The organism is Corynebacterium marambiense, assembly GCF_016342275.1.
Classification (GTDB): domain Bacteria; phylum Actinomycetota; class Actinomycetes; order Mycobacteriales; family Mycobacteriaceae; genus Corynebacterium; species Corynebacterium marambiense.
Map to the genome: position 1 here is coordinate 272,789 of NZ_JAEIOT010000004.1, position 12,204 is coordinate 284,992.

Sequence of the window (12,204 nt, forward strand, 5' to 3'; positions counted from 1 at the left end):
CGGTACTTTGCCGCTGATTTCACACCGGAGGGGAAGATTGTGCGCCACGGAACACCGAAGGGGGCTAGACTTTAGAACCATGACCGTAGCTGCCGTTCTCTTCGTCCCGGTGTTCCTGGCTGTTTTCGCCATGCAGATGGAGCGGTTCGAGACCTACTGCACGCGATGCACCACCCAGACCCCTGTTGTGGAGCCCGCGAACTAGCGTCGCGGGTCCCCGGCAGACCACGGTTGCGGTTGGCGACACCGGTTTTCACATTCTCGCTGTATAGGAATGTGAGTGTCATCAACACACGAACGCAGATGAGACCACCCCCGAGGTGACCCCGCAAACTTCAAAACGGTCACAATCAGGGTGCGTTCGTGACACATAACATAGTAGAGTGTTGGGGAACAACGTTTTTTGACCGCACACGTTTTTCCGTCACAGGATGCCCCCGCAGGGGCGGAGTAGTGAGCTGGAGAATCTGCGGACCAGCCTGTCCCCTACATGCGGACCTGCTTCATCTGATTAGGAGAAACGAGTGGAAGCCGTACAGGAGATTCTGTCCCGCGCAGGTATCTTTCAGGGCGTCGATCCCGTCGCCGTCAACAACCTCATCCAGGAACTCGAGACCGTGCGTTACCCGCGCGGCACGACCATCTTCGACGAGGGTGAGCCCGGCGACCGGCTCTACATCATCACCTCCGGGAAGGTGAAGCTCGCCCGGCACGCCGCGGATGGGCGCGAGAACCTACTCACCGTCATGGGCCCCTCGGACATGTTCGGCGAACTCTCCATCTTCGATCCGGGTCCGCGCACCTCGTCGGCGGTGTGCGTGACCGAGGTTCAGGCTGCGACGATGAACTCCGAGATGCTCCACAAGTGGATCAACGACCACCCCGAAATCTCCGAACAACTCCTCCGCGTCCTCGCCCGCCGCCTCCGCCGGACCAACGCCTCCCTGGCCGACCTCATCTTCACCGACGTCCCCGGACGCGTCGCCAAAACCCTGCTGCAGCTCGCCAACCGCTTCGGCACCCAGGAAGGCGGCGCACTACGCGTTAACCACGACCTCACCCAGGAAGAAATCGCCCAACTCGTCGGCGCCTCCCGCGAAACCGTAAACAAGGCACTCGCCACGTTCGCCCACCGCGGCTGGATCCGCCTCGAAGGCAAAAGCGTGCTGATCTGCGACACCGAACACCTCGCCAAACGCGCACGCTAACACCAGCACCCCAGAACCCGCCCACACACAGCCGTGGGCGGGTTTTTCACGTCCGGTGCCGCCGCCATCCGACCAGAAGCACGGATAGACGCGGATGATCCCGATCTCCACGCGGACGCAGTTTTCCAAAGTGGGTATCCAAATATTCATCTATTTTTCATTTGGAAACATATCTATGCCTAGCAACCCCTGGATAATGTCCGAAAGGTCAGCACATCCGACTGCACACCCCCCGTACAGCACCACATCTGCGGACACCCCTTTCTCCATCGACCATAGGAACGGCCCATCGTGCGTCCCCATTCACCCAGAAGAACTCTCCTCGCAGCCTTTTTGTGCACTGCACTAACCACTTCGTTCACACCCCACGCCACTGCGGATCCCCACACTTTCGATGGGCCGTATGCGACCAATCTCGATACGACCATCGCGGACACCAACGCCGAGCAGTCCGATATCGCTCCGGTAGCCGCGCCTGTGGCCGCCCCGAACTTCGTGTTGCCCCATGTACCACCCCAACAGATGCAGTTCCTCGCAGGCATCTTCGGCATCATTGCCGCTCTCGGGGTTGTTCTCATAGGGATCTTCTCCCGGAGCTTCAACTCCGGTAGTAGTGGCGGACAAGGATCCAACCCGAGCACCACGCCGAGTACGACGCCGACCACCACCCAGTCGACCAGCCCGGCACCAAGCACCACCAAGTCAAGCACCACCAGCACCAAGCCGAGCACCACCAGCACCAAGCCGACCACCACCAAGTCGACCAGCCCGGCACCCACCACCGTGCCAAGCACCACCAAGTCGACCACCACCAAGCCGAGCACCACCAGCACCACACCGAGCACTACCAAGTCGACCAGCCCGGCACCCACCACCGTGCCAAGCACCACCACCAAGCCCACCACGACGGCACCAAGCACCACCACGTCAAGCACCACCAGCACCAAGTCGAGCACCACCAAGCCGACCACCACCACCAAGCCGACCACCACCAAGTCGACCAGCCCGGCACCCACCACCGTGCCAAGCACCACCAAGTCGACCAGCCCGGCACCCACCACCACCAAGCCCACCACCAGCACCACCACCAAGTCGACAACGTCGACCAGCCCGGCACCCACCACCGTGCCAAGCACCACATCACAGCCGACGACCACCACACCGCAGCCGCCTGCAGAAACCGACAATGTCATTCCTGACGACGGCCTTCGGGTTGCGATCAATCAGGCGATGGGGCGCACCGATGACCCCCTGATCGATGTGACCCTGCGTGACATCGACGAGCATCCGGTACAGGACCTCACTGTCAGCACGTGGTCATTCGTCGGCGAAGAGTACTACCTTGTCGAGAGCCTGCGTGGCCTCGAGCATCTGAAGGACCTGAAAACACTCGACGTCTACGAGCCGTGGCCCATCAATCTTCCTGATCTGTCGAACCTCCCCCACCTGGAGAGCCTGCATCTGACGAAATACAACGGGGCGCACCTTCCGGAGCCCACCGGCTATTTCCCTGCTCTGCACTCGGTCGTCATCGAAGGTGGTAGGCTCGTTGACCTTCCGGCGGCGATGTTCTCCCCGATCGACAAGGCCCCGGGCAGCGACACACCGACGCAGCTGACAATCCTGAACGCTGAGCATTTCACCACGCTGCCTGCGAATCTCGGGGAGCGCCCGGTCTTCCGCAGCGTCACCATCTCCGGCACCGGCATCACAGAGCTGCCGGGCAGCCTCGGCGGTATGACATCCGTCGAGTCGATCACGTTGAAGGAGAACCCTCAGCTGTCCCGCATTCCCGAGGGACTAGCGACCCTATCCAACCTCACGCAGGTGGATATTTCCTGGTCACCGGAGCTTTCGTCGCTGCCTTCCTCACTGTTCGAGGCGCCGGCGCTGGACACCCTCACTGTGGTCCGCACCGGTCTCACCGGACTGCCCTCGACACTCGGGAATGCGTCCTCGTTGAGGCTCGTCGACGTCTCCCACAACGCGATAGCCACGCTTCCCGATTCCATCGGACAGCTGGGCAATCTGGAGAGCTTCGTCGCTTCGGGCAACAGGATCTCGGGGCTTCCCTCGAGCATCACGACACTACCGTCGCTGTACTACCTGGATTTGAGCGAAAACCAACTGACCGCTCTGCCGTCCGGTTGGGGCGGGGCGGTGGGTCTCCGTTTCCTTCTCCTCTCCGACAACCAGCTGACCGATGGTCTTCCCGAGGGCATCAGTCAGATTCGGCTCCTCGACGCGATCTCCCTGGGGAACAACAATCTCACCCAGGTTCCCGCTTTCCTCAATCATCGGCTCGGGCAAGGCAGGGAGAACGACGATTCCCGGGTGAATGTCCATCTCAACGGCAACCCGATCGCGACTGTTCCGGAATCGGTGCTCACGTCGCACGCAACGATCGATTTGGAGGGCACGAACGTGTCTCCGGAGGACCCCGTGATCAGGCGTGCATACGAGGATGGTTCCGACGTCGCGTTCATCTTCTCCTGAGGGGCTCTATCCTCTAGATCGGGGATGAACGCCTCAATCCAGCGTTTGTTTCCATGACGAAGCCCCTTCCCTCACTCCGCAGGGAAGGGGCTTCGTCATGCGTTTGACCGCCCGGAGTTGCTCTTACTCGCCGTTGGCCTCCAGGTACCGGAGGGTGACGCGGGTCGACTGCTCAGCCGCGCCCCGGAGCACCGGGTCTACGTCGGTGTAGATCTCGTCGACGATGGTCTTCAGCGGAATGTCCTTGCCGAGGCGGGCGCGCACCTCGCGGACCTGGCGGAGGCGCTGCTCGCGGCGGTCGATGTACTTGCGGGCCATCTGCGCGGTGCTCGGCAGATCGGGGCCGTGGGCGGGGAGCAGGCGGATGCCGTCGCCCTCTTTCTCCAGCATGTGGAGGGTGTCGAGGTAGAGGCCCAGGTCGCCATCGGTCTCGGAGATCATGGTGGTGTGCCGACCGGCGATGGTGTCACCGGTGACGATGCCCTCGAGAGTGGACTCGTGGGGGACGCCGCTCCAGATGAAGAAGCAGGCGGAATCGGAAGTGTGCCCCGGGGTGTGGCGGACCTCGATCTGCGGGGTGACGCCCTCGAGTGAGATGATCTCCCGATCCTCCAGCGGGTCGCCCTCGCGGCAGTAGGTCTTGTCGAAGGCCCGGACGGGCGCACCGGTGAGCTGGCGGAACCGGCCGGTGGAGTCGGCGTGGTCGTGGTGCCGGTGGGTGATCAGGATCAGCGCGACCTCGCTGGCCTTGCTGTTGAGGACGTTGAGGTGGCCCTCGTCCTCCGGTCCCGGGTCGATGACGATGCTCCGTGGATCACCCTCCGCACGGATCACCCAAGAGTTGGTTCCCTCCAGGGACGCGTAGGACGGGTTCGGACTGAGGACAACTGCAGCTGACGGTGTGACCGGACGCAGCTGGCTGTAGGCGGGGTGCTCCATGCCCACTAGCTTAACCGCCAGTCGCGCCCACGTACGGTGTTACTCCTTGATTTCCACCACAATCTCCACCTCAACGGGTGAACCGAGCGGTAGTTCGTACACCCCGACGGCGGATCGCGCATGCCGTCCCGCGTTCCCGAAAATCTCGGCGAGGGTGTCGGAGGCACCGTTGAGTACTGCGGCCTGGGCGTTGAACCCTTCGGCGGAGGCGACGAAACCGGTCACCTTGAGCACCCGGGAGACGTTGTCGATGCCGACGAGCGAATCTACTGCGGCGAGTGCGTTGAGCGCGCAGGTGCGTGCCAGGTGCGCGGCATCGTCGACGCTGACGTCCGCACCGACCTTGCCGGTCGCGGCGAGCGTACCGTCGATGATCGGGAGCTGTCCGGATGTCCACACTTGATCACCGACGCGGATGGCGGGCTGGTAAGACCCGGCGGGGGCTGCGACTGCGGGAAGCGTGATCCCGAGTTCACGGAGGCGTTCCGAGTGGCCCATGTCAGTCCTTCGGGCGCTTCATGTAGGCGACGACGTTCTCGGGATTCGGCCCCGGCACGACGGTAACGAGTTCCCAGCCGTCCTCGCCCCAGGTGTCGAGGATCTGCTTGGTCGCGTGTGTGAGCAGCGGAACGGTGGCGTATTCCCACGTGGTAGTAGTCATGCCTCACACTTTATGCGAGTCTCGGCGGACCGGCAGAAACGAACCGGGCACGGTAGCCACGAGCCACTGCCCGGCCGCACCGTGCCCCGGGGCGACGCTGCGCAACCTGACCGGCGGTGTTTTGTCGTGGGTTGTCCACTCCTGTGTTCCTTACACGGCGAGCTGCAGCTGCGAGCCGAGTTCATTCAGCGCATGGGCCGGGGAGGGCGCGGAAGGCTGATTGATGGGTGCTCAGCGATGCGGTGGGTGCCGGATGTGGCTTGGGGCAGATCGGGGAAACCGGGGTTCGGTGTGACGTCTTTAACGGTGGCCTGATGCGGCCCGATGTCCATGCAGTCGGTGGCGAGTATCGAGATGTTCTCAGGATGCTCCCGCTCACCGGCGCAGGCCAGGTCCCCCGCACACTGCTTTCGGTAAGCCGTCCCGTGGGGTTTCTGTCCTCCGAGGTGGGGGAATGTTCCTCCGCTGTCTCCCCGTGATCATCACCAGAAAGGGTTCCGCAGGAGTCATCGACGACTCTGGCTGCGGGTCCGTGGAGCGGTCGCAGGCTACGGTGGCGCCTCAGCGTGGAGGATGTGGTTGATCTTGAGGCGGCCGTCGTGGACGATCCGGTCACGGGAGGTCCCCCGATCGTCCCCCGTGCGCCCCGGGATCCGGGGCCTGTGGTGACCTGGGGAACCGAGTCTAGATACCGGTCAGCTCACCACCGGCGGCGAGGTACTCCGCCCAGTTACTGATGTGGGGGTTCTTGCGCAGCAGTGCGCGGCGCTGGCGTTCGGTCAGCCCACCCCAGACGCCGAATTCGACCCGGTTGTCCAGGGCGTCGGCGCGGCATTCGGTGAGCACCGGGCAACGGCGGCAGATCGCGGCCGCCTTGCGCTGGGCGGCCCCACGGACGAAGAGCGCGTCGGGGTCCCCCTCCCGGCACTTGGCTCGGGTGACCCATTCCCCGCGGCCCGGATGGGTTACGGCGGTGGAGGTGGTGCGTGCGGTGCGGGCGAAGTAGGGGTTCTTACGTGGATCCTGGATAAGTGACGCGGTCATCGCTGATCTCTCCTACTGCATGCCTTCATTGACGAATGTAAGTGTATTCACACTATGCACCATATGTCGAATGCGTCACACCTACGGGTGGGGCCAACTGTTTCCGGGGCGCGGATTTGTTACGTAGGGTAAAGGGGTGTCTCTCGTAGAATCCCTGTCCAAGACCGCCGGCGCCATCGTCGCCGTCGGAGTCCTCGGCGCGGCGGTCGTCGCCCCGGTGGCCGGAATCTCCGGGCTCGCCGTCGCACGGACTCAGGAAGCGATGGAATCCAACCTCGCCGACCTCACCGACGGTGAGGCACCCGGGGTGACCACGATCCTCGACGCCCACGGTAACCCGATGGCCTGGTTGTACAAGCAGCGCAGGTTTGAGGTCACCGGTGACCAGATCTCCCCCGCGATGAAGCAGGCCATCGTCAGCGTGGAGGACCGGCGCTTCTATGAACATGACGGCGTCGACTGGCAGGGCACGATCCGCGCCATGGCGACGAACATTTTCTCCGGGTCGGTGCAGCAGGGTGCATCCACCCTCGACCAGCAGTATGTGAAGAACTATCTCCTCCTGGTCGACGCCGAGGATGAAACGGAACAGGCCGCGGCCACCGAGACCAGCTACGCCCGCAAGCTCCGTGAGATGCGGATGGCCTCGGATCTGGAGCAACTACTGACCAAGGACGAGATCCTCACCCGCTACCTCAACATAGTCCCGTTCGGCAACGGGGCGTACGGTGTCGAGGCCGCGTCGCGGACGTATTTCGGTATCCCGGCGGTCGAGCTGAGTGTGGCGCAGTCCGCGATGCTCGCCGGGATCGTCCAGTCATCGTCTGTACTGAACCCGTACACCAATGAGGTGGGGGTCACCCAGCGCCGGAACACGGTGCTGGACACGATGGTCGCCACCGGATCGATCACCCCGGAGGAGGCCGCGGCCATCAAGCAGCAGCCCCTCGGTGTGCTCCCGGCCCCCGATGAGCTGCCGCGCGGCTGCATCGCCGCGGGCAACCGCGGTTTCTTCTGCGATCACGTCCTGCGCTACCTGGGCGACAAGGGCATCAGTCTCGACGAGCTCGAGACGGGTGCCTACACGGTGGAGACGACCCTCGATCCGGTGATCCAGGACATCGCGCACGATTCGGTCACCGCACAGGTCGGCCCCATGACACCGGGTGTCGCCGGAGTCATGGACGTCATCGAGCCCGGCAATGAGGATCGCCCCATCCGGGCGATGGTGTCCTCGCGCAACTACGGTCTGAATCTCGAGGCAGGTGAGACGGTTCTACCCCAGACCTCGACGAGGGTCGGCAGCGGCGCCGGCTCGGTGTTCAAGATCTTCACCGCAGCCGCGGCCCTCGAGAAGGGTATGGGTGTGGACACGGTGCTCGACGTACCGGCCCGGTACGAGGCGAAGAACCTCGGCACCGGTGGGGCGCAGAACTGCCCGCCGAACACCTACTGCGTCGAGAACGCCGGGGTCTACAAGCCGACGATGACGCTCAAAGACGCGCTCGCGCACTCCCCGAACACGACCTTCGTCAAACTCATCGAGACCGTGGGCGTGACACCGACCGTCGACATGGCCGTGAAGCTCGGACTGCGGGACTACGCCGAACCCGGCAGCTTCGACGGTGATTCCTCTATCGCGGACTACATGAAGGCCCACAACCTCGGTTCTTTCACCCTCGGACCGACGGCGGTCAACCCCCTGGAACTAGCGAACGTCGCGGCGACGGTCGCCTCCGGAGGTGTCTGGTGTGAGCCGAACCCGATCGTCCGGGTGACCGACCGCCACGGTCGGGAGGTGTCGCTGGATCAGCCCGACTGCGAGCGGGTCCTCGACGAGGGGGTCGCCTACGCACTCGAGAACGGCCTGTCCCAGGACGTGGTGTCCGGCACCGCCGCCGACGCGGCCCGTGCCGCGGGTTGGTCCGCACCCACGGCTGCCAAGACCGGGACGACGGAGTCCCACCAGTCCGCCGCATTCATGGGCTTCAACAGTGGTTTCGCCGCCGCCCCGTACATCTACAACGACGGCACCACGGTGTCCCCGCTGTGCACCAGCCCGCTGCGGCAGTGCCCCGCAGGAGACCTCTACGGTGGTATGGAGGCTGCCCGCGCCTGGTTCGGTGCGGCGAATCGGATTCCGGCGGCGACCGGTGGCAGGCTAGGCCCGTTCGATGACCGTTTCAAACAGGGCACCGCCGTGTCCGGCCTGCCGAAGGTGTCCGGCTTGAGCGAGGACGACGCCCGGAAGAAGATCACCGACGCGGGCTACACGGTGCGCACCCAGTATGTACCCGGAAACGGAATGCCACTCGGACGTGCCGTCAACGTGATCCCCGCGAAACAGCCGCTACTCAAGGGCGAGGAGGTCATCCTCCAACTCTCCGACGGTTCCCGCCCAGTCCCCGTACCGCCGGTCCCGGGTCCGGAATCCCCTCCGGACCGCGCCCGCAGGCAGGCACCCGACCCCGATGAGACCGTGGAGAACCTGCAGAACGCGCTCAACGACATTCTGCGGCAGAACGGGTTCTAACCAACCCTCCGACCAGCCCGAACGAGCGTAGTCGGGCACCGGTCAGGCGCGCTGCAGCCGCTCCCTGACGGCCGCGGAGATCCGCTTTCCGTCGGCACGGCCCGCCGTGGCGGCCTGGGCGACCTTCATGACCTGCCCCATCTGTTTCATGGTCACCGGGGCTCCTGTCTCCTGCGCGACCTCGGCCACCACTTTGTCGACGACCGCCGCGAGGTCGGCATCATCCAGCTGGGCTGGCTGGTAGCGCGCGAGGATGTCGGCCTCGGTTTCTTCGGCGTCAGCGAGTTCCGTGCGCCCCGCTTCCCGGTAAATCGACGCTGACTCGCGGCGTTTCTTGATCTCCCTGGCGATCAACCGGAGAACATCCTCGTCCCCCACCTCGTGTTTGGCCCCGGAGACGGCCTCGTTCTGGATGGCGGCGAGAAGACTGCGCAGCGTGCGCTTCACGTCTTCGTCTCGGGCCTTCATGGCGGCGGTCAGATCCGCGCGGATAGCGTCAGTCAACGTACTCATGCCGTCCACGATACGCTGGACAGGTGCGACTGAACCCGAACCTCATCCTCCGATCCGCCCTGACCGTGACCGGTGCCGCCCTCGCCGGCGGAACTGCCCTCACGGCATGGGGAAACCGCGAGCTCGAGAACTTCCGGCTCCACGAGGTCACGATGCCGCTGCTGCCCGCGGGGACCCTGCGCGGCGAGAGCACCGAGTTCCGGGTCCTGCACCTCAGCGACCTGCACATGCTCCCCGGGCAGGACGCGAAGTGCGAGTGGGTCGCTTCGCTCATCGACACAGATCCTGACCTCGTCGTCAACACGGGCGACAATCTCGGGGACGCGAAAACCGTCCCCGATGTGCTCCGCGCCCTCGGGCCGCTGCTCGGTCGCCCCGGGCTTTTCGTCTTCGGCAGCAACGACTACTGGGCTCCCCGCCCTGTCAACCCCTTCGGCTACCTCGCGAATCGGAAGCGCCCGGTGAGCGACGTGGAGTTGCCGTGGCGGGACCTGCGCGCCGCCTTCGTGGAACACGGCTGGCAGGACGCAACCCACGCCCGGTGCGAGTTCAAGGCCGGACATGTCCGGATCGCCGCGGCCGGGGTCGATGATCCACACCATGATCTGGACGACTACGACACCATTGCCGGGCCACCGCACCGGGACTGCGATCTCGCGATCGCGCTCTCGCACGCCCCGGAGCCACGCATCCTGCAGCGGTTCGTCAACGACGGTTATCAGCTGGCCTTGTGCGGTCACACGCACGGCGGGCAGATCTGTCTCCCCGGAGGGCATGCCCTCGTGACCAACTGCGGCATCAGCGCGCGGAAGGCCAAGGGGCTGAGCCGCATCGGGCCGATGTACCTCCACGTGTCGGAGGGACTGGGTACCTCGCGCTACGCTCCGGTCCGGTTGTTCTGTCCCCCGGCCGCGACGCTCCTGCGGATTACCGAGCTGCCCTGACACCACGGAGAGACGCGGTTCCAGCTGCGGTTTTGCCCGGTACGATCCCGTAGGCTAAAGTATTCCCGGTAGCAGGCAGTGTCTGCACACCGGGATATGGCGCAGCTTGGTAGCGTGCCTCGTTCGGGACGAGGAGGTCGCAGGTTCAAATCCTGTTATCCCGACCACCATCCGGGGGTGGCGAACTTTAATCGGTTCGCTGCCCCCGGTTTTGTCGTTTGTTCCCGGACCATTTCCGACGGGATCGTCTAGCGGACCGCGGGGGTTGTGGCCGTGGGTTCGCCAGCGGGCCGCGGGCCGATGCTGGTCACCGGCTCCCCGTCGGTATCGCTCCCGGGGGCTTGCTCCGGGTTCGCCCCGGTGTCCGGGGCGAACCGGCTGATGACCGTCCCCAGGATGGCCAGTGCGCCGAGCACGGCGACGGCCACCCACAAGACTGGGCCGTGTGTCCCGGAGCCGTGTGTACCGGAGTCGAGTGCGGCCAGCGCCCCGGTCGGGTACGCCACCGGGGTCAACGCGGTGGCCAGCCGCCAGAACGCCGTCGGAGTCTCCCCGACGGATGCGTCGGAGAGCACGTGACCGAGTATCCCGGCCTGCGCCGCCAGACCCACAGCGAGTACGGCCCGCCCGACGGCCCCGCCGAACAAGGCAATCACCGCCCGGCCGAGCACGGAGGCCGTGATCGCGGTCAAGGCCACCACGAGGATCGCTCCCGTGAGTGCGATGGAACCCGGGGAGCGGATGACGGTGGCCGCGAAGACCGCACCGATGACGGCGATCCCGGCGACAGCGAGACCTGATTCCGCAACCGACCGGGACGATCCCTCGGAGCGGGCGCCCGTCGGCGCCGGGGACGGCCGGGCGATCAGCCACAGAGACGTCGCCGCGAGCCAGACGAGAAATGCTATGAACAGGGCGTTCATCAGGCCCGGTCCGGTTCCGGTGTCCGATCCCGGTGCCGTTTCTCCCGCAGGTATCTGCGCGGCACCGGCAGCTCCCCTGGCGGGGAGCCCGGCCTGGATAGCTTCGACCTTGTTCTCGTTGGCCTCGGCCATCACCCGAATCCGCTCTGCACCATCGCGGAGTTCGTCGGCACCGCTCCGCAGCGTCTGTGTGCCCTCATTCAGTTCGCGGAGACCACTGGTCAGGGAGCGGGAGCCGGTGACGGCGCTGTAGATGCCGTCACGGAAGGGCTGTCCCGGTGTGGAGAGCTGGTTCGCGACCTCGCGGGAACCGTCCCGCAGTTCATGGAGTTGACTGATCATCTCGGGGGCGATGCGGAAGTTAACCACTTCGACCCGAAGCTTGACCAGGTCCATCCGGAGTTGAGGTGCCTCGGGGTGGTCCGATTTCGCGAGGGTAGCGTCGACGTCATCGAGGACCTTGAGGAGCTCGTCCCGTGTTCCCGGCATGGCCTCGATCTGTTCCACCGCCCGGGAGACCCCATCTGCGACCCGGGTAGCGCCATCCCCCAGCTGGCCGGTCCCCGCCTGGAGTTTGATCAGACCGTCGGTGAGTTGCTGAGACCCGTTGGCCGCTTCCGTGGCCCCTTCGGAGAGCCGTCGGCTCCCGTCGGCGAGTTCAGCGGCACCGTCGTGGAGCTCACCGGTGCCGGTGACGAGGAATCCTGCCTGAGTGTCGGCTTCCCCCGCGGCACGCCGCGCCGCGACGAGATCGGCGCCATCGCGGGTTCCCCGGGCCACGGCGCCGACTGTTGCGGGATCGTCGCCGGCACCCGCCGCCTGTGCTGATATGAGATCGGTACCAGCGGCGACAGTGTAGACCGCACCCGCTACCACCGGCAGAAGCAGCAGCAGGGCCAGCAGGACACGGGTGACGGTTGCTCCGGTTCGGCTCATACAGTGA

At 65.1% G+C, this 12,204-nt stretch carries 12 protein-coding genes and 1 tRNA gene; 6 read left to right on the plus strand and 7 right to left on the minus strand.

Going from position 1 to position 12,204, the window contains the following annotated elements:
• Window positions 1-79 precede the first annotated feature (79 nt).
• Both JDV76_RS12760 and glxR read left to right on the plus strand, forming a co-directional pair.
• The gene (locus tag JDV76_RS12760) at window positions 80-205 is read left to right on the plus strand and encodes a hypothetical protein (protein WP_255520402.1); all 126 of its coding nucleotides are present in this window, start codon (window positions 80-82) and stop codon (window positions 203-205) included.
• A gap of 319 nt (window positions 206-524) precedes the next feature.
• Complete coding sequence (gene glxR / locus JDV76_RS01325; protein ID WP_198735063.1) at window positions 525-1,208, plus strand: CRP-like cAMP-activated global transcriptional regulator GlxR; 684 nt, start codon at window positions 525-527, stop codon at window positions 1,206-1,208.
• 179 nt (window positions 1,209-1,387) lie between these two features.
• On the opposite strand, the gene JDV76_RS01330 is transcribed toward glxR, so the two are convergent.
• On the minus strand, window positions 1,388-2,401 hold the full coding sequence (locus tag JDV76_RS01330) for a hypothetical protein (protein WP_198735064.1): 1,014 nt from the start codon (window positions 2,399-2,401) through the stop codon (window positions 1,388-1,390).
• Between the two features lie 37 nt (window positions 2,402-2,438).
• On the opposite strand from JDV76_RS01330, the gene JDV76_RS01335 reads away from it, so the two are divergent.
• On the plus strand, window positions 2,439-3,704 hold the full coding sequence (locus JDV76_RS01335; RefSeq protein WP_198735065.1) for a leucine-rich repeat domain-containing protein: 1,266 nt from the start codon (window positions 2,439-2,441) through the stop codon (window positions 3,702-3,704).
• Window positions 3,705-3,827: 123 nt separating this feature from the next.
• Here the strand turns inward: JDV76_RS01335 and JDV76_RS01340 are convergent, their stop codons facing one another.
• The 4 genes from JDV76_RS01340 to JDV76_RS01355 form a co-directional block, all read right to left on the minus strand.
• Window positions 3,828-4,643, minus strand: coding sequence for an MBL fold metallo-hydrolase (locus JDV76_RS01340; protein ID WP_198735066.1), 816 nt, complete (start codon window positions 4,641-4,643; stop codon window positions 3,828-3,830).
• 39 nt (window positions 4,644-4,682) lie between these two features.
• Window positions 4,683-5,141, minus strand: coding sequence for a RidA family protein (locus JDV76_RS01345; RefSeq protein WP_198735067.1), 459 nt, complete (start codon window positions 5,139-5,141; stop codon window positions 4,683-4,685).
• Between the two features lies 1 nt (window position 5,142).
• On the minus strand, window positions 5,143-5,304 hold the full coding sequence (locus JDV76_RS01350; RefSeq protein ID WP_198735068.1) for a DUF4177 domain-containing protein: 162 nt from the start codon (window positions 5,302-5,304) through the stop codon (window positions 5,143-5,145).
• Window positions 5,305-5,988: 684 nt separating this feature from the next.
• Complete coding sequence (locus tag JDV76_RS01355) at window positions 5,989-6,348, minus strand: WhiB family transcriptional regulator (RefSeq protein ID WP_198735069.1); 360 nt, start codon at window positions 6,346-6,348, stop codon at window positions 5,989-5,991.
• A 136-nt stretch (window positions 6,349-6,484) separates the two neighbouring features.
• On the opposite strand from JDV76_RS01355, the gene JDV76_RS01360 reads away from it, so the two are divergent.
• The gene (locus JDV76_RS01360; RefSeq protein WP_198735070.1) at window positions 6,485-8,881 is read left to right on the plus strand and encodes a transglycosylase domain-containing protein; all 2,397 of its coding nucleotides are present in this window, start codon (window positions 6,485-6,487) and stop codon (window positions 8,879-8,881) included.
• 42 nt (window positions 8,882-8,923) lie between these two features.
• Here the strand turns inward: JDV76_RS01360 and JDV76_RS01365 are convergent, their stop codons facing one another.
• Window positions 8,924-9,394, minus strand: coding sequence for a GatB/YqeY domain-containing protein (locus tag JDV76_RS01365; RefSeq protein WP_198735071.1), 471 nt, complete (start codon window positions 9,392-9,394; stop codon window positions 8,924-8,926).
• 29 nt (window positions 9,395-9,423) lie between these two features.
• On the opposite strand from JDV76_RS01365, the gene JDV76_RS01370 reads away from it, so the two are divergent.
• Entirely contained in the window at window positions 9,424-10,338 is a 915-nt protein-coding gene (locus JDV76_RS01370; protein WP_376992995.1) for a metallophosphoesterase, read from the plus strand.
• Window positions 10,339-10,428: 90 nt separating this feature from the next.
• Window positions 10,429-10,505, plus strand: a tRNA-Pro gene (locus JDV76_RS01375).
• Between the two features lie 81 nt (window positions 10,506-10,586).
• Here the strand turns inward: JDV76_RS01375 and JDV76_RS01380 are convergent.
• A complete protein-coding gene (locus JDV76_RS01380) occupies window positions 10,587-12,197 on the minus strand; it encodes a YhgE/Pip domain-containing protein (protein ID WP_198735072.1) in 1,611 nt (536 codons plus the stop codon).
• Between the last annotated feature and the right edge of the window lie 7 nt (window positions 12,198-12,204).

What these genes read in the sequence shown, in the direction of transcription:
- JDV76_RS01365 (WP_198735071.1), bottom strand. Translation starts at nt 9,394, where the DNA reads ATGAGTACGTTGACTGACGCTATCCGCGCGGATCTGACCGCCGCCATG.
- JDV76_RS01380 (WP_198735072.1), bottom strand. Translation starts at nt 12,197, where the DNA reads ATGAGCCGAACCGGAGCAACCGTCACCCGTGTCCTGCTGGCCCTGCTG.
- JDV76_RS01350 (WP_198735068.1), bottom strand. Translation starts at nt 5,304, where the DNA reads ATGACTACTACCACGTGGGAATACGCCACCGTTCCGCTGCTCACACAC.
- JDV76_RS01330 (WP_198735064.1), bottom strand. Translation starts at nt 2,401, where the DNA reads ATGACATTGTCGGTTTCTGCAGGCGGCTGCGGTGTGGTGGTCGTCGGC.
- JDV76_RS01335 (WP_198735065.1), top strand. Translation starts at nt 2,439, where the DNA reads ATGGGGCGCACCGATGACCCCCTGATCGATGTGACCCTGCGTGACATC.
- JDV76_RS01340 (WP_198735066.1), bottom strand. Translation starts at nt 4,643, where the DNA reads ATGGAGCACCCCGCCTACAGCCAGCTGCGTCCGGTCACACCGTCAGCT.
- JDV76_RS01345 (WP_198735067.1), bottom strand. Translation starts at nt 5,141, where the DNA reads ATGGGCCACTCGGAACGCCTCCGTGAACTCGGGATCACGCTTCCCGCA.
- JDV76_RS12760 (WP_255520402.1), top strand. Translation starts at nt 80, where the DNA reads ATGACCGTAGCTGCCGTTCTCTTCGTCCCGGTGTTCCTGGCTGTTTTC.
- JDV76_RS01355 (WP_198735069.1), bottom strand. Translation starts at nt 6,348, where the DNA reads ATGACCGCGTCACTTATCCAGGATCCACGTAAGAACCCCTACTTCGCC.